Origin of the sequence: Burkholderia sp. AU31624, assembly GCF_020420065.1 — a bacterium.
Taxonomy (GTDB): domain Bacteria; phylum Pseudomonadota; class Gammaproteobacteria; order Burkholderiales; family Burkholderiaceae; genus Burkholderia.
In genome coordinates, this window is sequence record NZ_JAIZRT010000016.1 from 1 (window position 1) to 21,972 (window position 21,972).

21 protein-coding genes and 1 riboswitch are annotated in these 21,972 nt (G+C 68.4%); of the genes, 20 read left to right on the top strand and 1 reads right to left on the bottom strand.

The window, feature by feature from the left end; translation table 11 throughout:
- From LGM89_RS36250 to LGM89_RS36300, 11 genes are all read left to right on the top strand, one after another.
- The coding region (locus tag LGM89_RS36250) for a chemotaxis protein CheW (RefSeq protein WP_226275726.1) at positions 1-1,343 on the top strand (1,343 nt) is incomplete at its 5' end.
- Positions 1,344-1,394: 51 nt separating this feature from the next.
- A complete protein-coding gene (cheW, locus tag LGM89_RS36255) occupies positions 1,395-1,910 on the top strand; it encodes a chemotaxis protein CheW (protein WP_043185043.1) in 516 nt (171 codons plus the stop codon).
- 37 nt (positions 1,911-1,947) lie between these two features.
- Entirely contained in the window at positions 1,948-3,915 is a 1,968-nt protein-coding gene (locus LGM89_RS36260; protein WP_226275727.1) for a methyl-accepting chemotaxis protein, read from the top strand.
- Positions 3,916-3,918: 3 nt separating this feature from the next.
- Positions 3,919-4,902 carry a CheR family methyltransferase gene (locus tag LGM89_RS36265; RefSeq protein WP_089424235.1) on the top strand — a complete coding sequence of 328 codons (984 nt, stop codon included), beginning with the start codon at positions 3,919-3,921 and terminating at the stop codon, positions 4,900-4,902.
- On the top strand, positions 4,899-5,624 hold the full coding sequence (gene cheD / locus LGM89_RS36270) for a chemoreceptor glutamine deamidase CheD (protein WP_226275728.1): 726 nt from the start codon (positions 4,899-4,901) through the stop codon (positions 5,622-5,624). Before LGM89_RS36265 ends, cheD begins: the two co-directional genes overlap by 4 nt.
- Entirely contained in the window at positions 5,621-6,712 is a 1,092-nt protein-coding gene (locus LGM89_RS36275) for a protein-glutamate methylesterase/protein-glutamine glutaminase (RefSeq protein ID WP_174974784.1), read from the top strand. The genes cheD and LGM89_RS36275 overlap by 4 nt, the downstream gene beginning before the upstream one ends.
- Before the next feature lie 67 nt (positions 6,713-6,779).
- Complete coding sequence (gene cheY / locus LGM89_RS36280) at positions 6,780-7,175, top strand: chemotaxis response regulator CheY (protein WP_039346818.1); 396 nt, start codon at positions 6,780-6,782, stop codon at positions 7,173-7,175.
- A gap of 1 nt (position 7,176) precedes the next feature.
- Positions 7,177-7,908, top strand: a complete 732-nt coding sequence (gene cheZ, locus LGM89_RS36285; RefSeq protein WP_089493894.1) for a protein phosphatase CheZ — start codon at positions 7,177-7,179, stop codon at positions 7,906-7,908.
- 260 nt (positions 7,909-8,168) lie between these two features.
- Positions 8,169-8,672: a DUF2844 domain-containing protein gene (locus tag LGM89_RS36290; protein ID WP_089424239.1), complete on the top strand. Its 504-nt coding sequence runs from the start codon at positions 8,169-8,171 to the stop codon at positions 8,670-8,672.
- 16 nt (positions 8,673-8,688) lie between these two features.
- Positions 8,689-9,933 carry a DUF3443 family protein gene (locus LGM89_RS36295; protein WP_089493895.1) on the top strand — a complete coding sequence of 415 codons (1,245 nt, stop codon included), beginning with the start codon at positions 8,689-8,691 and terminating at the stop codon, positions 9,931-9,933.
- 167 nt (positions 9,934-10,100) lie between these two features.
- Complete coding sequence (locus tag LGM89_RS36300) at positions 10,101-10,598, top strand: VOC family protein (protein WP_089493896.1); 498 nt, start codon at positions 10,101-10,103, stop codon at positions 10,596-10,598.
- A 41-nt stretch (positions 10,599-10,639) separates the two neighbouring features.
- Here LGM89_RS36300 and LGM89_RS36305 read toward each other — a convergent pair whose 3' ends face one another.
- Positions 10,640-11,248 carry a hypothetical protein gene (locus tag LGM89_RS36305; protein ID WP_226275730.1) on the bottom strand — a complete coding sequence of 203 codons (609 nt, stop codon included), beginning with the start codon at positions 11,246-11,248 and terminating at the stop codon, positions 10,640-10,642.
- A 177-nt stretch (positions 11,249-11,425) separates the two neighbouring features.
- Between LGM89_RS36305 and LGM89_RS36310 the strand changes: the two genes are divergently transcribed.
- The 9 genes from LGM89_RS36310 (at position 11,426) to metF (ending at position 21,890) form a co-directional block, all read left to right on the top strand.
- Positions 11,426-11,806, top strand: a complete 381-nt coding sequence (locus tag LGM89_RS36310) for a DUF805 domain-containing protein (protein ID WP_226208049.1) — start codon at positions 11,426-11,428, stop codon at positions 11,804-11,806.
- Positions 11,807-12,144: 338 nt separating this feature from the next.
- A complete protein-coding gene (flhB, locus tag LGM89_RS36315) occupies positions 12,145-13,341 on the top strand; it encodes a flagellar biosynthesis protein FlhB (protein ID WP_089493898.1) in 1,197 nt (398 codons plus the stop codon).
- A 79-nt stretch (positions 13,342-13,420) separates the two neighbouring features.
- Positions 13,421-15,520: a flagellar biosynthesis protein FlhA gene (gene flhA, locus LGM89_RS36320; protein WP_226275732.1), complete on the top strand. Its 2,100-nt coding sequence runs from the start codon at positions 13,421-13,423 to the stop codon at positions 15,518-15,520.
- Positions 15,517-17,277 carry a flagellar biosynthesis protein FlhF gene (flhF, locus tag LGM89_RS36325; RefSeq protein ID WP_226275735.1) on the top strand — a complete coding sequence of 587 codons (1,761 nt, stop codon included), beginning with the start codon at positions 15,517-15,519 and terminating at the stop codon, positions 17,275-17,277. The genes flhA and flhF overlap by 4 nt, the downstream gene beginning before the upstream one ends.
- Positions 17,270-18,088 (top strand): flagellar biosynthesis protein FlhG, encoded by an 819-nt coding sequence (locus LGM89_RS36330; RefSeq protein WP_089493901.1) that lies wholly within the window; start codon positions 17,270-17,272, stop codon positions 18,086-18,088. Before flhF ends, LGM89_RS36330 begins: the two co-directional genes overlap by 8 nt.
- A 22-nt stretch (positions 18,089-18,110) precedes the next feature.
- Positions 18,111-18,845, top strand: a complete 735-nt coding sequence (locus tag LGM89_RS36335) for an RNA polymerase sigma factor FliA (RefSeq protein WP_006484033.1) — start codon at positions 18,111-18,113, stop codon at positions 18,843-18,845.
- A gap of 104 nt (positions 18,846-18,949) precedes the next feature.
- Positions 18,950-19,065: riboswitch (S-adenosyl-L-homocysteine riboswitch) on the top strand.
- Between the two features lie 32 nt (positions 19,066-19,097).
- On the top strand, positions 19,098-20,516 hold the full coding sequence (ahcY, locus tag LGM89_RS36340) for an adenosylhomocysteinase (RefSeq protein WP_069246874.1): 1,419 nt from the start codon (positions 19,098-19,100) through the stop codon (positions 20,514-20,516).
- Positions 20,517-20,678: 162 nt separating this feature from the next.
- A complete protein-coding gene (locus LGM89_RS36345; protein WP_006477367.1) occupies positions 20,679-21,032 on the top strand; it encodes a phage holin family protein in 354 nt (117 codons plus the stop codon).
- Positions 21,033-21,059: 27 nt separating this feature from the next.
- Positions 21,060-21,890: a methylenetetrahydrofolate reductase [NAD(P)H] gene (gene metF, locus LGM89_RS36350; protein ID WP_089424248.1), complete on the top strand. Its 831-nt coding sequence runs from the start codon at positions 21,060-21,062 to the stop codon at positions 21,888-21,890.
- The last annotated feature ends 82 nt before the right edge of the window (positions 21,891-21,972 follow it).

A 21,972-nucleotide genomic window follows, 5' to 3' on the forward strand; every position in this document is an offset into this window, starting at 1 on the left:
CGCCCGCCGAGCCGGCCGCCGCCGCCGCGCAAGCGCCGCAGCCGGCTCAGCCGGCGGCGCAGGCCGACCACGCGCCGCAACCCGCCGCGCATCACGACGACAAGCGCGCCCGCCCGGCGGCCGCGGCGGCATCGGGCGCCGAAGGCAGCTCGATTCGCGTCGGTGTCGAGAAGGTCGACCAGCTGATCAACCTGGTCGGCGAGCTCGTGATCACGCAGGCGATGCTCGCGGAAACCGCGAGCGCGTTCGATCCGGCGCTGCACGACCGCCTGTTCAACGGGATGGCGCAGCTCGAGCGCAACGCGCGCGACCTGCAGGAAGCGGTGATGTCGATCCGCATGATGCCGATGGACTACGTGTTCAGCCGCTTCCCGCGTCTCGTGCGCGACCTCGCCGGCAAGCTCGGCAAGCAGGTCGAGCTCGTCACGTTCGGCCAGGCGACCGAGCTCGACAAGAGCCTGATCGAACGGATCATCGATCCGCTGACCCACCTCGTGCGCAACAGCCTCGACCACGGGATCGAGACGGTCGACAAGCGCGTGGCCGCCGGCAAGGACGCCGTTGGCCAGCTCGTGCTGTCGGCCGCGCATCACGGCGGCAACATCGTGATCGAGGTGAGCGACGACGGCGCGGGCCTGAACCGCGAGCGGATCCTCGCGAAGGCCGCGAAGCAGGGCATGCAGGTGTCCGACAACATCAGCGACGACGAAGTCTGGCAGCTGATCTTCGCGCCGGGCTTCTCGACCGCCGAGACGGTGACCGACGTGTCGGGCCGCGGCGTCGGGATGGACGTCGTGAAGCGCAACATCCAGTCGATGGGCGGCCACGTGGAAATCACGTCGGTGGCCGGCCGCGGCACGACCACGCGGATCGTGCTGCCGCTGACGCTCGCGATCCTCGACGGGATGTCGGTGAAGGTCGGCAACGAGATCTTCATCCTGCCGCTGAACTTCGTGATGGAGTCGCTGCAGCCGTCGAACGACGACATCTACACGGTCGGCAACGGCGAGCGCGTGGTGCGCGTGCGCGGCGAATACCTGCCGCTGGTCGCGCTGCACGAGGTGTTCTCGGTCGACGACGCGCGCACCGACCCGACGCAAGGAATCGTCACGATCATGGAAACCGAGGGGCGCCGCTTCGCGATGCTGATCGACGAGCTGGTCGGCCAGCAGCAGGTGGTCGTGAAGAACCTCGAAACCAATTACCGCAAGGTGCACGGCATCTCGGCGGCGACCATCCTCGGCGACGGCAGCGTCGCGCTGATCGTCGACGTCGCGGCGCTGAACCGCGAAACCCGTGCGATGCACGGCGCCCGTGCCGGCGCCGAGCTCGCGATGTTCTGATGTCACTCGCCATTCAACCGATTGGGGGCAAACGTGTCTGCTGAAGTCCAAATGATCAATCCGGCCGCGGCGAACGCGGCGACGAGCCGCCGCGACGCGGAACAAGGCGACGCGACGGGCCAGGAATTCCTCGTGTTCACGCTCGGCGACGAGGAATACGGGATCGACATCCTGAAGGTGCAGGAAATCCGCGGCTACGACAGCGTCACGCGCATCGCGAACGCGCCGGAGTTCATCAAGGGCGTGATCAACCTGCGCGGGATCATCGTGCCGATCGTCGACATGCGGATCAAGTTCCATCTCGGCCGCGTCGAGTACGACCACCAGACCGTCGTGATCATCCTGAACGTCGCGCATCGCGTGGTCGGGATGGTGGTCGATGGCGTGTCGGACGTGCTGACGCTGCAGACCGACCAGATCATGCCGGCGCCGGAATTCGGCGCGACGCTGACGACCGAGTACCTGACGGGCCTCGGCACGGTCGACGGCCGGATGCTGATCCTGATGGACATCGAGAAGCTGATGTCGAGCCGTGAAATGGCGCTGATCGAGACGCTCGGCGGGTAAGCGCGCTGCGCGCGCAGGAATTTCGGGAGAATCTGCAATGTTGCAAAACTGGTCGATCCGCACGACGCTCACGGCGGTCGGACTCATCCTCGTGGCGCTGGCCGCAGCCGTCGGCGGGCTCGGCCTGGTCGCGCTGAATCACGCGAGCCGCTCGCTCGACGCGATCGCGCACGTCGACCTGCCGGCGATCCACTCGCTCGACGATACGTCGTCGTACCTGCTGCGCGCGCGCGTGTCGCTCGACCGCTTCCGCTCGCTGACGGAAGCCGGCAACACGGCCGAAGCGGCCAAGGTGCTCGACCGCGCGCAGGAGCTGTACGCGAAGTCGAACCAGAACTGGCAGGCGTTCCAGGCGACGCCGAAGCTGGGCGTCGAGCAGGCGCTCGTCGACGAGCTGGCCACCCGCTACGCGACGATCGTGAAGGAAGGCGTCGAGCCCGAGTTCGCGGCCGCGCGCGCGGGCGACATGGCCGCGTACCACGCGGTCGCCGATACCAAGATCAGCCCGATGTTCGTCGCGTACGACCAGGCCGCGGCGGCCGTGGTCGCGTCGCTGCAGAAGCGCGCGGAAGATCGCCAGGCCACGACGCAATCGCAGATCTCGCTGATGATCGGGTTGATCGCGGCGGGCATCGCGATCGCGTTCGTCGTCGTGATCGCGATCCGCTTCGCGCTGCGCGGGCTGATCGTGCAGCCGCTGGAAGACGCGATCGCGCACTTCGAGCGCATCGCCGGCGGCGACCTCACGCAGCCGGTCAACGTGTTCAGCACCAACGAGATCGGCCGCCTGTTCGGCGGCATCAAGCGGATGCAGGACGCCGTCACGACGATGGTGCAGGCCGTGCATCGCGGTACCGAGTCGATCGACGTCGGCGCGCGCGAGATCTCGACCGGCAACACCGACCTGTCGCAGCGCACCGAGGAACAGGCCGCATCGCTGCAGGAAACCGCGTCGAGCATGGAGCAGCTGACGGGCACCGTGCGGCAGAACGCGGAAAACGCGCGACAGGCCAGCCAGCTCGCGGTGAACGCATCGGACATCGCGACGCAGGGCGGCGAGGTGGTCGGCCAGGTCGTGTCGACGATGCAGGACATCGCGGCAAGCTCGGGCAAGGTCGTCGACATCATCGGCACGATCGAAGGCATCGCGTTCCAGACCAACATCCTCGCGCTGAACGCGGCGGTCGAAGCCGCGCGTGCGGGCGAACAGGGCCGCGGCTTCGCGGTGGTCGCGGGCGAGGTGCGCTCGCTCGCGCAGCGCAGCGCGAGCGCCGCGAAGGAAATCAAGCAGCTGATCGGCGATTCGGCCGAGAAGGTCGAAAGCGGGTCCGCGCTCGTGTCGCGCGCCGGCACGACGATGGACGAGATCGTGCAGGCCGTGCGCCGCGTGACCGACATCATGGGCGAGATCAGCGCCGCGTCGGACGAGCAGTCGACCGGCATCGAGCAGGTCAATCGCGCGGTCGGCCAGATGGATTCGGTCACGCAGCAGAACGCCGCGCTCGTCGAGCAGGCGGCTGCCGCGGCGGCGTCGCTCGAGGAGCAGACGCGCCAGATGAAGGCGATCGTGTCGGGCTGGCGCGTGGCGGGCGGTATCGTGCTCGCGCCGTCGCGCGGTGTCGCGCGGCCGGTCGCCCATGAGCACGCGCCGGCGCTGACGTCGGAGCCGCGTTTCGATGCGACGCCGGTCGCCGCGCTGCCGGCGCCGCAGGCTGCCGCACAACCGGCACGGCGCGCCGCGCCGGCGCCGCGTGCCGCCGCATCGGGTGCTGCGGGTGCGGGCCATGAAACGAAGCGTGCGGCCGATACGGGCGCGCACGCGCACAAGGATGCACCGGCTTCCCGCGGCACCGCTGCGGGTGGCTATGGGCCGCGTCTCGCAAAAACCGCCGCACCGGCCGACAAGCCGGCCGCGAAGCCCGCGCTCGTGCGCCCGGCGCTGAACGGCGAGAAGCCGGCGGCGGCCACGGCCGGCACGTCCGACGACGATTGGGAGACCTTCTAAACCATGCCGCACGCGCGCGCGCCGTTTCGACCCGATGCACCGGATGCCTCGCCTCGCGCGGGCGAGCCGGGGCGCGATTTCGCGTTCACCAGCGCGGATTTCGCACGCATTCGCGCGCTGATCCATCAACGCGCGGGGATCTCGCTGTCCGAGCACAAGCGCGACATGGCGTACAGCCGTCTCGCGCGCCGCTTGCGGGCACGCGGCCTCGACACGTTCCGCGACTACCTCGACCTGCTCGAGCAGGAAGACGATCCACTCGAGTGGGAAGCGTTCACCAATGCGCTGACGACGAACCTGACCGCGTTCTTCCGCGAGGCCCACCATTTCCCGATCCTGTCGGATTTCGTGAAAGGGCGGCCGGCGCCGGTCTCGGTCTGGTGCTCGGCGGCGTCGACCGGCGAAGAGCCTTACTCGATCGCGATCACGCTGATCGAGGCGCTCGGCGAATCGGCTGCGCGCGGCGCGTCGATCCTCGCGACCGACCTCGACACGCAGGTGCTTGCGAAGGCGGAGGCCGGCATCTATACGTACGACCAGGTCAAGCACCTCGCGCCGGAGCGGCTGAAGCGCTTCTTCCTGAAGGGCACCGGCGCGCAGGCCGGCCGCGTGAAGGTGCGTCCCGAGCTGCGCGCGATGATCCGCTTCGAGCAGCTGAACCTGACCGATGCGGATTACGGGATCGCGAAGCCGTTCGACGCGATCTTCTGCCGCAACGTGATGATCTATTTCGACAAGCCGACGCAGGGGCAGGTGCTGTCGCGCTTCGAGCCGCTCGTGAAGCCGGGTGGGCTGCTGTTCGCCGGCCATTCGGAGAACTTCACGTATGTCACGCAGGCGTTCCGGCTGCGCGGGCAGACGGTGTACGAACTGACCCGCGACGCCGCCCAGGGCGCGCGGCCGCGGGGCGCGCAGGCGTCCGCGATGCCGTCTCCCGCGCGCATGCATGCCGCGGGCGCCGCATCCGCTCTGGGAGAGCGCGGATGAGCGCCTTGCCGATCGCCACCAATCGCTACTTCGACAACCACTTCGGCCGTCCCGGCGTGAAGCTGCTGCCGAACGAGTTCTACACGACGGCCGAGGACATGGTGCTGATGACCGTGCTCGGCTCGTGCGTCGCCGCGTGCCTGCACGATCCGTACGCGGGCATCGGCGGGATGAACCACTTCATGCTGCCCGACGACGGCGCCGATCCGGGCGCGGCCGCGTCGGAATCGATGCGCTACGGCGCGTATGCGATGGAAGTGCTGATCAACGAGATGATCAAGGCCGGCGGGCGCCGCGAACGCTTCGAGGCGAAGGTGTTCGGGGGCGCCGCCGTGCTGGCAGGGATGACGACGATCAACATCGGCGACCGCAACGCGGATTTCGTGCGCCGCTACCTCGCGCTCGAACGCATCCGCATCACGGCGGAAGACCTGCAAGGCGTGCACCCGCGCAAGGTCGCGTTCATGGCGGCCACGGGGCGCGCGGCGGTGAAGAAGCTGCGGCTGCAGGTGCCGGGCGTCACCGAGCGCGAAGCCGCGCTCGCCCGCGAGGCCGATCGCGCCCGCACCGCACGGCCGCGTCCGCAAGTCGAGCTGTTCGCGGCGAAGCGTCCGGCGCCGCCGCAGCCGACGCGGCCGCGCATCGAGCTGTTCGGCGCGCGCAGCGCGGCGCCGGCCGCCGGCGTGCGGCCGGCGAACCTATCAAGAAAGCAGGAGGCATGACCGCAGTGCAGAAGATCAAAGTGTTGTGCGTCGACGATTCGGCGCTGATCCGCAGCCTGATGACCGAGATCATCAACAGCCAGCCCGACATGACGGTGTGCGCGACCGCGCCCGATCCGCTCGTCGCGCGCGAGCTCATCAAGCAGCACAACCCCGACGTGCTCACGCTCGACGTCGAAATGCCGCGCATGGACGGGCTCGACTTCCTCGAGAAGCTGATGCGCCTGCGGCCGATGCCGGTCGTGATGGTGTCGTCGCTGACCGAGCGCGGCTCGGAAATCACGCTGCGCGCACTCGAACTCGGCGCGGTCGATTTCGTCACGAAGCCGCGCGTCGGGATTCGCGACGGGATGCTCGACTACGCGGAGAAGCTCGCCGACAAGATCCGCGCGGCGTCGCGGGCGCGCGTGCGCCAGGCGCCGCAGCCGCAGGCCGCCGCGCGCGCGGCGGACAGCCACCCGGCCGCGCCGATGATCAACAACCCACTCGTCAGTACCGAGAAGCTGATCATCATCGGCGCGTCGACGGGCGGCACCGAGGCGATCCGCGAAGTGCTGACGCCGCTGCCGCCGGATGCGCCGGCCGTGCTGATCGCGCAGCACATGCCGCCGGGTTTCACGAAGTCGTTCGCGCAACGGCTGAACGGCCTGTGCCGGATCGCGGTGAAGGAAGCCGAGCACGGCGAGCGCGTGCTGCCGGGGCACGCGTATATTGCGCCGGGCCACGCGCACCTGTTGCTTGCGAGAAGCGGGGCGAACTATATTGCGCAACTGTCGGACGAGCCGCCGGTGAACCGGCACCGCCCGTCGGTCGACGTGCTGTTCCGCTCGGCGGCGACGCACGCGGGCAAGAACGCGATCGGGGTGATCCTGACCGGGATGGGCCGCGACGGCGCGGCCGGCCTGCTGGAAATGAAACGCGCGGGCGCTCACACGTTCGCGCAGGATGAAGCAAGCTGCATCGTGTTCGGGATGCCGCGCGAGGCGATCGCGCTCGGCGGCGCGGACGAGATCGTGCCGCTCGCCGAGATGAGCCGTCGCGTGATGGCGCGCCTGGCGACGATGGGCGACCGCGTGCAGCGCGTTTGAATGGAATGTCACGGGGCGCGTGCCACGATACGCGTCCCGACGGAAACGAATCTGGAAAGGAACGACGATGGACAAGAGCATGAAAATCCTGGTGGTGGACGATTTCCCGACGATGCGCCGGATCGTCCGCAACCTGCTCAAGGAACTGGGCTATTCGAACGTCGACGAGGCCGAGGACGGCGCGGCCGGCCTCGCGCGGCTGCGCGGCGGCGGTTTCGACTTCGTGATCTCCGACTGGAACATGCCGAACCTCGACGGCCTCGCGATGCTGAAGGAAATCCGCGCGGACGCGACGCTCACGCACCTGCCGGTGCTGATGGTCACGGCCGAGTCGAAGAAGGAGAACATCATCGCGGCCGCGCAGGCCGGCGCGAGCGGCTACGTCGTGAAGCCGTTCACGGCCGCGACGCTCGACGAGAAGCTGAACAAGATCATCGACAAGATGGCGAAGACCGGGAGCTGACGTGAACGAGCCGATCCATGCCGCGCTGACCGGCGCCGGGTTCAGCGCCGACGGCCAGGCCGAAGGCGCCGATTTCGCGAGCGACCGCATCCTCGCGCGCATCGGCCATGTCACGCGCGCGCTGCGCGATTCGATGCGCGAGCTCGGGCTCGACAAGCATGTCGAGCGGGCGGCGGAAGCCGTGCCCGATGCGCGCGACCGGCTGCGCTACGTCGCGACGATGACCGAACAGGCCGCCGTGCGCGTGCTGAACGCGATCGAGGTCGCGAAGCCGATGCAGGAGCGCATCCAGAACGAGGCCGAGGCGCTCGACGCGCGCTGGGCGCAGTGGTACGCGGCACCGATCGAGCACGCGGAAGTGCGCGAGCTGATGGACGATACGCGCACGTTCCTGCGCACGCTGCCCGAGTCGGCTTCGGCCACCCGCGCGCAACTGCTCGAGATCATGCTCGCGCAGGATTTCCAGGACCTGACCGGGCAGGTGATCAAGAAGATCATGGACATGGTCTACCTGATCGAGCAGCAGCTCCTCACGGTGCTCGTCGAGAACATCGCGCCCGAGCGGCGCGAGCAGTTCGCCGCCACCGCGGCTGCGCTCGCGGCCGAGCAGGTCAGCCCGACCGGTAGCCCCGAGTCGCTGCTGAACGGCCCGCAGATCGCGCCGGAAGGCAAGACCGACGTGGTCCAGGACCAGGGGCAGGTGGACGACCTGCTCGCCAGCCTGGGCTTCTGACCTGCCGCAGGCATCGGCGCGCCGCGTATCGCAGCGGCGCCCGATGCCCGCGTCACACGTTCCCCGCACCGCTTTCCCACGCACGTCTCACCTGCGAGGCCCAGGGTCGTCCTGCGTCAAATTGACACTTCGACACACTCAGCAGGCATACTACGCGTCAGCAGCAACGTAGCGTCATTCGTACGATTTCATATGTTGGCAGGTGGCGCGGGCGCGATGGCCGCACCGCCGGCAACAAAGCCAGTCCCTTGGGGGGGAACGTGAAGCTGAAACGCTTGGGCTGGGCCGTCGCGCACGCGACGGCTGCAATGGGTGTGCTGTGGAGCGTCCACGCATACGCGGAACTGGGCGGCGCGCCGATGTCGCCGCCGGCGGACGATCGGGCCGCGACCGTGCGCGCCTTGCAGCGCGCGATGCGTTCGGCGGACGGCATGCAGACGAGCACGGCCGCCTATACCGTCCGCGAGATCACGCTCGGATCGGGCACCGTCATCCACGAATACACGTCGGCCGCCGGCAGCGTGTTCGGCCTCGCATGGCAAGGGCCGACGATGCCGGATCTCGCGTCGCTGCTCGGCAGCTATTTCCCGCAGTACACCGCAGGCGTCCAGGCGGCGCACCAGGCGCGCGGCTGGCGCGCGCCCGTGTCCGTCGACACCAGCGGCCTCGTGATCCGGACCGGCGGCCACATGGGCGCCTTCTCGGGCCAGGCGTGGCTGCCGGCGGCGCTGCCTGCCGGCCTGACCGGCACCGACATCCAGTGACAGCGGGAGAGCGATCTTGAGAATTCCTCGTACATTCAAGCGCTGGCTCGGCGTGCTGGGCCTCGCGGCGGCGACGGCCGTCCTCGTGACGGCTTGCGGCGGCGGAGACGGCGGCGGCAGCAGCTCGGGCAGCAACGGCAACGGCGGCAACAACGGTAACGGCGGCTCGGACGGCAATTCCGGGAACACGGCCGTCATCACCGTGAGCGCCGGCGTCGCGAACGTGATCAACATCCCGACCATCAGCCTGAAGGTCTGCGCGCCGGGCACGTCGAACTGCCAGGTGGTCAACAACGTGCTCGTCGATACCGCGTCCTACGGGCTGCGGCTCGTCGGCAGCGCCGTGTCGGGCGTGCTCGGCAGCCTCCCGCAGGTGACGAGCGGCGGCGCGCCGGTCGCCGAGTGCGGCAAGTTCGTGTCGAGCTATACGTGGGGGTCGGTGCGCACGGTCGACCTGTCGATCGGCTCCGAGCAGGCGAGTTCGCTGCCCGTGCAGATCATCGGCGACCTCGGCACGACCAACGTGCCGAGCTCGTGCACGAACGGCGGCGCGTCGGCCAACTCGGCGAGCGCGCTCGGCGCGAACGGGATCCTCGGCATCGGGCCGGCGCCGGTCGACTGCGGCACGACCTGCGCGACGTCGACGTCGACGAACAACAACTATTACGCGTGCCCGAACGGCAACAACGCGAACTGCACGGTCGCACTCGTGCCGGTGGCGCAGCAGGTGGCCAACCCGGTGCATCGCTTCGCCGACAGCAGCGGGGTGAGCGTGAGCATGCCGCAAATTTCGGACAGCGGGCAGGCCAGCGCAACCGGGACGCTGACGTTCGGCCTGCCCGACCTGACCGGGAAGACGGTGATGACGTCGACCACGACGGGCGACGTCAGCGCGACGTTCCAGGGGCGCAACGTGACCGCGTTCTTCGATACGGGTTCGAATGCGTACTTCTTCAACGATACGTCGGGCAAGTTGCCGGCCTGCTCGAAGAACACGCAGTTCTACTGCCCGTCGACGACGATCAGCAACTCGGCGACGCTGACCGGCCAGAACGGCGTGAGCGGCACGGTGACGATGCCCGTCGTGAACGCGGATTCGCTGTTCTCGAACCCGTCGACGTTCGCGTTCGACGACATCGCCGGCCCGTTCGGTTCGTCCAGCTGGCTCGATATCGGCATGCCGCACTTCTACAACCGGACGATCTACTTCGGGATGGACAAGACCGCGAGCGGCGGCGCGGCGCCTTTCGTCGCGTTCTGACGCGGCACGGCGACACGCAGGACCCAGGGGGCGAGCGATCGCCCCCTTTTTTATTCGACGGCCGTGCGCGGCACGACGGGTCCGACCGGTGCGCCGCCGCGCGCGGGCACAGCGCCTACGATGTAATACCGGCACCCATGCCGGCACGACATCGAGGAGGCAGCGCCATGAACCCGCGCATACAACGCATCACGCCGTTCCTGTGGTTCGACCGCGAAGCAGAGGCGGCCGCCGGTTTCTACGTATCGGTGTTCGACAACGCGCGCATCGTGCACGTCGCGCGCTACGGCAAGGCCGGCGCGCATGCGTCCGGCAGCGCGGAGGGCGCGGTGATGACCGTCGCATTCGAGCTCGACGGGCAAGCCTTCGTCGCGCTGAACGGCGGCCCCGTGTTCCAGATCACGCCGGCCGTGTCGTTCGTCGTCAACTGCCGGGACCAGGACGAAATCGACCGCTACTGGGCGCGCCTGTCGGAAGGCGGCGACGAGCGTGCGCAGCAGTGCGGCTGGCTGCGCGACCGCTTCGGCGTGTCGTGGCAGGTCGTGCCGGCGCAGATGAGCGAGCTGATGACGGGCGATCCGGCGCGCGCGGAGCGCGTGATGGCGCAGGTGATGACGATGAAGAAGCTCGACCTCGACGCGCTGCAGCGGGCGGCGGCGGGCTAGGCGGCGGGAACCCGTTGCAGGCGTGAACCGGCGAACCGGCGCTAGGCCGGCGGCCGGCCGTCGCGCATCAGGCGCGTGTGATCGAGAAAGCGGTGGCCGGGCCCGTACGCGGTGCTTTCGATCCGGACGGCGTCGGCCGGCGCGACCGGGCGCCCGGCGGCATCGACCGGCACCGATTCGATCTCGACGACCGGCACGCACCAGGCCGCGCGGGCGCGTTCCGCCGGCTCGCCGCGCGTGTCGACGCAGCGGAAGGTGAAGCTCGCGGGAAAATCCTGCGCGTGCAGGGTTTGCGTCGATCCGTTCCACGCGTGGCGCAGGGCGATCGTGCCGGGATGCGGCGCGTCAGGCGCCTGCGCGCCGGGCGGGCGGGCCGGCGTGCCCGCGCAGCCGGCGGCCAGCGCGCAGGCAAGCGACAGCAACGGAACGAGCGGATGACGGAGCATGGTGCGGTTCGACCGGAATCGGCGAGTCATGGCGAAGCGTAGCGCGCTTTGCGCGCCCGCGTAATGCCGGCCGGTTAATCGAATGCGGCACACTCGTTGCCGATTATCGATCGCACTCGATTTCATTCGGACGTAATCAAATGCTGGATTATCCAGGGCTGTCGTTTCTGTCAGGTCTTCAAGATTATTAAAATGACGCGGCATGCAAGCCGATGGCCCCGGATTCTGCTATTGCAGCCATTCCCGCACCATGCGGGGCGGCGAGACGGCGCGGTGCGCGCACTACCCGGCATGTGAAAAGAGATGGAGTCCGTCGACATTCAAACATATAATGCCGGCGTTGTTTCCGGGGTCGTCTATATAAAACAGGAGGGTAATAAAATGAATTTTTCCGAAGCCGTTCGTGCCGTACTCAATAAATACGCGACATTCGAAGGCCGTGCGCGTCGTGCCGAATACTGGTATTTCGTGCTGCTGACCACGGTGCTGTCGATCGCCGCGCAGATCATCGGCGTGGCCGGCCGCGACGGCGGCCTGATCACGCTGCTGCTGCTCGGCGTGCTCGCCCTGGTTTCGCTGGCGCTGATCATTCCGGGCATCGCGGTCAGCGTTCGCCGCCTGCACGATACGGGCCGCTCGGGCTGGTTCCTGCTGCTCGGCCTGATTCCGGTCGTCGGCGGCATCCTGCTGCTGGTATGGACGTGCTCGCGCGGCACCGAAGGTCCGAACCGCTTCGGCGCGGACCCGATCGTGGCGGCCTGACCGACGCCTGCCCCGACGCGCGACGCCGCCGCGTCGGGGCCCGATTTCGCGTCGCCCCCGCTGCACCGCTTTACTGCTTCACCGTTTCCGCGTTTTTCCCCGCTTCACGCCGTCGCCGCTCCGCCCGGAGCCGACACCCGCCATCGCCCCCGCCGGCACGTTTTTCCGCCGCGCCGCACACCGTTCCGTCCCCCGTCCAGCGCCGTTCGCACCGGCTCGCCCGATTCCCCGAAATACCCCCCTTTCCCGGCTTTGCTCGACCGATCGGCGTTTGACGCCTCCATGAATAATCGGTGTCACTGGAAAGCGGCATTCCGCCGTACCCGACTGGAGGCCCCGTGGCAGACGAGAGCGATCTCGACAAGACCGAAGCCGCCACTCCCAGGCGCCGCGAGAAGGCGCGTGAGGAGGGGCAGGTCGCGCGTTCGCGCGAGCTGGCTTCGTTCGCGCTGCTCGCGGCCGGGTTCTATGGCGCGTGGCTGCTCGCGGGCCCGTCGGGCGGGCATCTGCAGGCGATGCTGCGTGGTGCGTTCACGTTCGATCGCGCGACCGCGTTCGACACGAGCCGGATGCTGTCGGCGGCCGGCAGCGCGAGCCTCGAGGGCTTCGCCGCGCTGCTGCCGATCCTCGCGCTCACCGGCGTCGCCGCGCTGCTCGCGCCGATGGCGCTCGGCGGCTGGCTGATCTCGTCGAAGACGTTCGAGCTGAAGTTCGACCGCCTGAACCCGATCTCGGGCCTCGGTCGGATCTTCTCGATCCAGGGGCCGATCCAGCTCGGGATGTCGTTCGCGAAGACGCTGGTCGTCGGCGGCATCGGCGGCATCGCGATCTGGCGCAGCAAGGACGAGCTGCTCGCCCTCGCGACGCAGCCGCTGCGCGTGGCGCTGCCCGATGCGCTGCACCTGATCGCCGTGTGCTGCGGCACGACGGTCGCCGGGATGCTGGTGGTCGCCGCACTCGATGTGCCTTACCAAATCTGGCAGTACAACAAGAAGTTGCGCATGACGAAGGAAGAAGTGAAGCGCGAGCATCGCGAGAACGAAGGCGATCCGCACGTGAAGGGGCGGATCCGCCAGCAGCAGCGTGCGATCGCGCGCCGCCGGATGATGGCGGCCGTGCCGAAGGCCGACGTGGTCGTGACGAACCCGACGCACTTCGCCGTCGCGCTGCAATACACGGACGGCGAGATGCGCGCGCCGAAGGTCGTCGCGAAGGGCGTGAACCTCGTCGCCGCGCGCATCCGCGAACTCGCGGCCGAACACAACGTGCCGCTGCTCGAAGCGCCGCCGCTCGCGCGTGCGCTGTATCACAACGTCGAACTCGAACGCGAGATTCCCGGCTCGCTGTACTCGGCCGTCGCCGAAGTGCTCGCGTGGGTCTACCAGCTCAAGCGCTTCCGTTCGGAAGGCGGCGCGTTCCCGGCGATGCCGGTCGATCTGGAGGTGCCGGCCGACCTCGACAAGGGCGCGTCGGTGTCCGCCGAAGACGAGCGCGAAGAACAGGAAGACACGCTCGGTAACGGAGGCACTGCATGATTAGCCCCCACGCTCACTTTCGTTCGCTGCCCCCCGAGGGGGTGGCTGCCTCCCTTGGGGCGGCCCGGCGGGAGGCAGCATGAGCACCCCGACCGGCCTGTTCGCGAAGCGCCCGAACCCGTTCGCGGGCACGAACCTGCGCGCGCTCGCGGGCCCGATCCTCATCTGCATGATTTTGGGGATGATGATCCTGCCGCTGCCGCCGATGCTGCTGGATCTGCTGTTCACGTTCAACATCGCGCTGTCCGTGATGGTGCTGCTCGTCAGCATGTACACGATGAAGCCGCTCGACTTCGCGGCGTTCCCGAGCGTGCTGCTGTTCTCCACGCTTCTGCGCCTGTCGCTGAACGTCGCGTCGACGCGCGTCGTGCTGCTCGAAGGCCACACGGGCCCGGACGCGGCCGGCCAGGTGATCGAGGCGTTCGGCCACTTCCTGGTCGGCGGCAACTTTGCGGTCGGCATCGTCGTGTTCGTGATCCTGATGATCATCAACTTCATGGTGATCACGAAGGGCGCGGGGCGGATCGCCGAAGTGTCCGCGCGCTTCACGCTCGACGCGATGCCCGGCAAGCAGATGGCGATCGACGCCGACCTGAACGCCGGCCTCATCAACGAAGAGCAGGCGCGCAAGCGCCGCCTGGCCGTGTCGCAGGAAGCCGAGTTCTACGGGTCGATGGACGGCGCGTCGAAGTTCGTGCGCGGCGACGCGATCGCCGGCCTGATCATCATGGCGATCAACGTGATCGGCGGGCTGATCGTCGGGATGGTCCAGCACGACATGACGTTCGCGGCCGCCGGCACGAACTACACGCTGCTGACGATCGGCGACGGCCTCGTCGCGCAGATCCCGTCGCTGGTGATCTCGACCGCGGCCGGCGTGATCGTGTCGCGCGTCGCGACCGACGAGGACATCGGCACGCAGATCACCGGCCAGCTGTTCACGAACCCGCGCGTGCTGAACATCACCGGTGCGATCATCGTGCTGATGGGGCTGATCCCCGGCATGCCGCACTTCGCGTTCCTTGCACTCGGCGGCGGCGCGATCTGGCTGGCCCGCACGCTGACCAAGCGCGCGGCGGCCCGCAAGGCGGCCGGCGACCTGACCGACATCGCGCCGCCCGCGGTGCTGCCGGTGGACAGCCACGAGGCGACCTGGGACGACGTGCAGCTGATCGACCCGCTCGGCCTCGAAGTCGGTTACCGGCTGATCCCGCTCGTCGACAAGAACAGCGACGGCGAACTGCTCAAGCGCATCAAGAGCATCCGCAAGAAATTCGCGCAGGAAATCGGTTTCCTGCCGCCGGTGATCCATATCCGCGACAACCTCGAGCTGCGGCCGAACGCGTACCGGATCGCGCTGAAGGGCGTCGAGATCGGGGTCGGCGAAGTGTTCCCGGGCCAGTGGCTCGCGATCAACCCCGGCCAGGTGACGGCCGCGCTGCCGGGCGCCGTCACGCAGGATCCCGCGTTCGGGCTGCCGGCCGTGTGGATCGACGTCGCGATGCGCGAACAGGCGCAGGTGTACGGCTACACGGTGGTCGACGCGAGCACGGTCGTCGCGACGCACCTGAACCATCTGGTCGTCCAGCACGCGGCCGAGCTGCTCGGCCGCCAGGAAGTGCAGTCGCTCATCGAGCGCACCGGCAAGGATGCGCCGTCGCTCGTCGAGGACCTCGTGCCGAAGACGATCTCGCTGACGACGCTGCAGAAGGTGCTGCAGAACCTGCTCGAGGAAGGCGTGCCGATCCGCGACATGCGCACGATTCTCGAAGCCGTGTCCGAACACGCGGGCCGCGGCGATGCGTTCGAGATCACGGCCGCCGTGCGGCTGTCGCTCGGCCGCGCGATCACGCAGCAGTGGTATCCGGGTGCCGGCGAGATGCAGGTGATGGGCCTCGACTCGAATCTGGAGCGCGTGCTGTCGCAGGCGCTCGCCACCGGCGCGAACCCGGGCCTCGAACCCGGCCTCGCGCACAACCTTCTGACCGGCACGCAACAGGCGATGCTGCGTCAACAGAATCTCGGGCTGCCGCCCGTGCTGCTGGTGCAGCACGCGCTGCGCGCGATGCTCGCGCGTTTCCTGCGCCGCAGCCTGCCGCAATTGAAAGTGCTGTCGTATGCCGAAGTGCCGGACACACGCACGATCAAAGTCGTTAACGTCATCGGGGGTTCCGCTTGAACATTCGCAAATTCACCGGCGCAACGAGCCGCGACGCACTTCGTCTCGTGCGCGAGGCGCTCGGCGCCGACGCGGTCGTGCTGTCGAACCGCACGCTCGATGACGGCAGCGTGGAAATCGTCGCCCTGGCAGATTCGGACCTGGCCGCCGTGGCGCCGCCGGCCGCGGCACGCCCGCGCATCGCCGCGTCGCGCCCGCCGGAATCGGTGCCGGCCGCCGCCGTGCCGGGCATCGTGTCGCGCCCGGGCGCGCCGCTGGCCCGCCCGACGGTCAATCCGTATGCGGCAGGCGAAGGCGGGCTGCCGGACGTGTTCTCGTCGGTGTTCGGTGCAAGCGCCGACGCGGACGCGGCGATGCCGCAACCTTCGGCGCTCGATGACGAAGCGCCGGCCGCGGCAGTGCCGTCTTCCGCCGCCCCCGCGCCGACCGCCGCCGCACCGGCCGCCGCGTCCGAACCCGCGCCGTGGCTCGTCGAGCACGCGAAGCGCCTGACGCAGCAGCGCGACGCGCTGATGGCGCGTGCGCAGGCGGCGCCCGCCGCGCCGCCAGCGAGCGCGCCTGCGCCGCAGGCCGCCGCGAGCGCGACGCCGCCCAACTGGGCGCGCGACATCGTGCGCGACGCCGAACGCCGGATGCCGGCCGCCGCCACCCGCGCGCCCGACGCGAACACGAGCGCGGCGCATGCCGCGAAGGCGGCCGAGCGCACGCGCCTGTCCGCCGACGCAGCCGCCGCGGTGGCCGACGCCGTGAAGTCGCGCATCGAGCGGATCGTCAACGATACGGTGATGCAGGAGCTCGGCGAACTGCGCGGGATGATGGCAGAGCAGTTCGACAGCCTGATGTGGCACGACCGCCAGCGTCGCAGCGCCGTGCATGGCGCGCTGACGAAGCACCTGTTCGCGGCCGGCTTCTCCGCGCAGCTCGTGCGGATGCTGGTCGACAACATGCCGGCCGGCGACGGCGCGCAGACCTTCGAACAGGCCGCCGAATGGGCGCAGTCGGTGCTCGCGTCGAACCTGCCGGTGCTCGACAGCGAAGATGCGCTGATGGAGCGCGGCGGCGTGTTCGCGCTGATGGGGCCGACGGGCGTCGGCAAGACGACCACCACCGCGAAGCTGGCCGCGCGTTGCGTGATGCGCTTCGGCGCGAGCAAGGTCGCGCTGCTGACCACCGACAGCTACCGGATCGGCGGCCACGAGCAGTTGCGCATCTTCGGCAAGATCCTCGGCGTGCCCGTGCACGCGGTGAAGGATGCGGGCGACCTCGCGCTCGCGCTGTCCGAGCTGCGCAACAAGCACATCGTGCTGATCGACACGATCGGCATGAGCCAGCGCGACCGCGCGGTATCCGACCAGATCGCGATGCTGCACGGGGCGAACGCGCCGGTGCAGCGCCTGCTGCTGCTCAACGCGACCAGCCACGGCGACACGCTCAACGAAGTCGTGCAGGCGTACCGCAGCGCGGGCGAGCATCCGGACCTGGCCGGCTGCATCCTCACGAAGCTCGACGAGGCGACCCACCTCGGCGGCGTGCTCGACACGGTGATCCGCTACAAGCTGCCGATCCATTACGTGTCGACCGGCCAGAAGGTGCCGGAGAACCTGTACGTCGCGTCGACCAAATTCCTGCTGAAGAGCGCGTTCTGTGTACCGCGTGACGGCTCGCCCTTCGTGCCGCAAGACGAGGACATGCCGACGCTGCTTTCCGCACTGACCGCACGTTCCACCGCCGAGCTTCACGAGGTGCGATTTGGATAAACGAATCATCGACCAGGCCGAAGGGCTGCGGCGCCTGCTGGCCGGGCGCGCGTCACGCATCGTCGCGGTGGCGGGCGGGCCGGCGGGGGTCGGCTGCACGTCCACCGTCGTGAACCTGGCGGCGGCGCTCGCGTCGCTCGGCAAGGATGTGCTCGTCGTCGACGAGCGTGCCGACGTGCATTCGGCCAGCGCGACGCTGGCGGGCGCGTGGCTGCGCGACGGCGAGCGCACGCGGGTCGCGGCCGGCTTCGGCCTGTGCGCCGCGGCGCGGCTCGCGCGCACCGGCTACACCGACGCGCAGCTGAGCGATTTCATCGACGGCCCGGCCGACATCGTCCTCGTCGACGCGCAGCTCGGCGCCGACGGCTCGTTCTCGGCGCTCGCCCGCGAAGCGCACGACGTGCTGGTCGTCACGCGGGTCGCCGCGCAGGCGATCACCGAGGCGTACGCGTACATGAAGCGGCTGCATTTCGCGCATGCGTTCGCGCAGTTCCGCGTGCTGACCAATCACGTCGGCAGCCACGCGGACGCGAAGACGGCGTTCGACAACCTCGCGGGCGTCGCGAGCCGCTACCTGACGGTGTCGATCGCCGACGCGGGCTGCGTGAGCGCCGATCCGCTCGTCGAGCATGCGCGCGAGCTGACGCGTGCCGCGGTCGACGCGTTCCCGTCGTCGGCCGCCGCGCGTGACTACCGGCAGATTGCCGCCGACCTGCTGTACTGGCCGATGCGTCCGCGTTCGGGTGCCGGCCGCGCCGTGCACGCGGGCGGCAAGCCGTCGTATGAGGCGGGCGCGGCACACGCCGCGTGAGCGCCACCGGAAGGAGAGAGCCATGATGTACAACGCTCAAGGAAAGATGTCCCAGGCCGACGTGCTCGCGCAATATGCGCCGCTCGTGCGACGCCTCGGGCTGCAGCTCGTCGCGAAGATGCCGGCGAGCGTCGACCTCGACGACCTGATCCAGGCCGGCATGATCGGCCTGATGGACGCGGCCGGCCGCTACAAGGAAGACCAGGGCGCGCAGTTCGAGACCTACGCGACGCAGCGTATCCGCGGTGCGATGCTCGACGAGCTGCGCAGCAACGACTGGCTGCCGCGCAGCCTGCGCAAGACGTCGCGCGAGGTCGAGCACGCGGTGCACCAGGTCGAGCAGCATCTCGGCCGCTCGGCGAGCGAGACCGAGATCGCGCAGCACCTGAACATGCCGCTCGACGAATACCAGGGGATGCTGCAGGATCTGCACGGCAGCCAGCTGATCTACTACGAGGATTTCGACCGTGCAGCCGACGACGAGCCGTTCCTCGACCGCTACCGCGTCGATCACGCCGATCCGCTGTCGGCGCTGCTCGACGAGCACCTGCGCGAAGCGCTCGTCGAGGCGATCGAGCGGCTGCCGGAGCGCGAGAAGCTGCTGATGTCGCTGTACTACGAACGGGGTCTGAATCTGCGCGAGATCGGCGCGGTGCTCGAAGTGAGCGAATCGCGCGTGTGCCAGCTGCACAGCCAGGCCGTCGCACGCCTGCGCGCCCGGCTGCGCGAACAGGCGTGGGTCGGCGCGGAGTCCTGACCCTTTACTGACGGCCGCGCGCGCCGACGCCGCGCGCCCCGGGTGCGCGTCGTGAGTGTGCGTGCTTGCGCATTCTGCGCGCCGATTTGCTACAATCCTCTCCGCTTTCCGAGGAGCGTTGCGACGGACCACCCTGCGTCCGCCAGGCTCGGAAGGCTTCACCAAGCAGCCGTGCGGCACAACCGCGTCGGCCCCGCTTCCTGAACGGCGCTCACGTCACCAATCTAGAAACTTTTTAGAAAGGAGGGCGTGATGAACGCCATTATCGATTCCAAAGCTTCCAACGATTACGTCGTCGCCGACATGGCGCTGGCCGGCTGGGGCCGCAAGGAACTGAACATCGCCGAGACCGAAATGCCGGGCCTCGTGCAGATCCGTGACGAATACAAGGCGCAGCAGCCGCTGAAGGGCGCGCGCATCGCCGGTTCGCTGCACATGACGATCCAGACGGGCGTGCTGATCGAGACGCTGAAGGCGCTTGGCGCGGACGTCCGCTGGGCCTCGTGCAACATTTTCTCGACGCAGGACCACGCCGCTGCCGCGATCGTCGAAGCCGGCACGCCGGTGTTCGCGTTCAAGGGCGAATCGCTCGACGAATACTGGGAGTTCTCGCACCGCATCTTCGAATGGCCGAACGGCGAATTCGCGAACATGATCCTGGACGACGGCGGCGACGCAACGCTGCTGCTGATCCTCGGCGCGAAGGCCGAGAAGGACCGTTCGGTGATCGCGAAGCCGACCAACGAGGAAGAAGTCGCACTGTACAAGTCGATCGCGCAGCACCTCGACGCGGACCCGACCTGGTACTCGACGCGCCTCGCGCACATCAAGGGCGTGACCGAGGAAACCACGACCGGCGTGCACCGCCTGTACCAGATGGAAAAGGACGGCCGCCTGCCGTTCCCGGCGTTCAACGTGAACGATTCGGTCACGAAGTCGAAGTTCGACAACCTGTACGGCTGCCGTGAATCGCTGGTCGACGGCATCAAGCGCGCGACCGACGTGATGATCGCGGGCAAGGTCGCGGTCGTCGCGGGCTACGGCGACGTGGGCAAGGGCTGCGCGCAATCGCTGCGCGGCCTGGGCGCGACCGTGTGGGTCACCGAAATCGACCCGATCTGCGCGCTGCAGGCGGCGATGGAAGGCTACCGCGTCGTGACGATGGAATACGCGGCCGACAAGGCCGACATCTTCGTGACGGCCACCGGCAACTACCACGTGATCAACCACGATCACATGAAGGCGATGCGCCACAACGCGATCGTCTGCAACATCGGCCACTTCGACTCGGAAATCGACGTCGCGTCGACCCGCCAGTACCAGTGGGAAAACATCAAGCCGCAGGTCGACCACATCATCTTCCCGGACGGCAAGCGCGTGATCCTGCTGGCGGAAGGCCGCCTCGTGAACCTCGGCTGCGCGACCGGCCACCCGTCGTTCGTGATGTCGAACTCGTTCGCGAACCAGACGCTCGCGCAGATCGAGCTGTTCGTGCGCGGCAACGAGTACGAGAACAAGGTGTACGTGCTGCCGAAGCACCTCGATGAAAAGGTTGCGCGCCTGCACCTCGCGCGCATCGGCGCGAACCTGTCCGTGCTGTCGGACGAGCAGGCTTCGTACATCGGCGTGCAGAAGGACGGCCCGTTCAAGCCGAACCACTACCGCTACTGATCCGATGCGCCGCTGCCGCGGTGCCGGGCGCGCGTCACCCGCGCGCACCCGGTACGGCGGCACGGCGCGGGATCGCCGGCTGCCGCGGCGCGCCTTCGGGCACCCGCGGCAGCCGGCGGCGGCCACTGATCGTACCGATCGACAACCGAACCGGAGCACTCCATGAGCGTCATCCTCACCTGGGTCATCAACGCGCTCGCGCTGCTGATCATCACCTACCTCGTGCCGTCGATCCACATCAAGAGCTTCGGCACGGCGCTGATCATCGCGGTCGTGCTCGGCCTGATCAACACGGTGATCCGTCCGGTGCTGATCCTGCTGACGCTGCCCGTCACGATCGTCACGCTCGGGGTGTTCATCCTCGTCGTGAACGCGTTGTGCTTCTGGTTCGCGTCGTCGCTGCTGAAGGGCTTCGAGGTGTCGGGCTTCTGGTCCGCGTTCTTCGGTTCGATCCTGTACAGCATCGTGTCGTGGCTGCTGTCCGCCCTGATCTTCGGTCAGCGCGACATCGGCTGACGCCCCAGGGCCTGTTCCCTCAGAATCATGAAACCGATCGAACTCTCGTTTGAATTCTTCCCGCCGAAGACGGCGGAAGGCGTCGAGAAGCTGCGCGCCACGCGTGCGCAGCTGCTGCCGCTGAAGCCGAAATTCGTGTCCTGCACGTTCGGCGCCGGCGGTTCGACGCAGCAGGGCACGCTCGATACGGTGCTCGACATGCAGAAGGACGGCCTCGAGGCCGCGCCGCACCTGTCGTGCATCGGTTCGTCGCGCGACAGCCTGCGCGCGATCCTCGACCAGTACCGCTCGTACGGCATCCGCCACATCGTCGCGCTGCGTGGCGACCTGCCGTCGGGGATGGGCGAAGTCGGCGAACTGCGCTATGCGTCGGAGCTCGTCAGCTTCATCCGTGCCGAGCACGGCGACTGGTTCCACATCGAGGTGGCCGGCTATCCGGAGTACCACCCGCAGGCGCGCTCGCCGAAGGCCGATCTCGAGAATTTCGCGCGCAAGGTGAAAGCCGGCGCGAATTCCGCGATCACGCAGTACTTCTTCAACGCCGACGCGTATTTCCGCTTCGTCGACGATGCGCGCAAGCTGGGCGTGGAGGTGCCGATCGTGCCGGGCATCATGCCGATCACGAACTTCTCGCAGCTGATGCGCTTCTCCGAGATGTGCGGCGCCGAAGTGCCGCGCTGGGTCGCGCGCCGGCTCGAGAGCTTCGGCGACGATCGCGAGTCGATCCGCGCGTTCGGCGCGGACGTCGTCACGAGCCTGTGCCAGCGTCTGGTCGACGCGGGCGTGCCGGGTCTGCATTTCTATACGCTGAACACGGCGGCCGCGACGCGGACGATCTGTGAACGGCTCGTCATGTAAGCGCGCTTACGCGATTGCATGCGTCAAAGCCCCGCCGGTTGTGCCGGCGGGGCTTTTTTTTCGATGACGGCGGCGCGCGGCC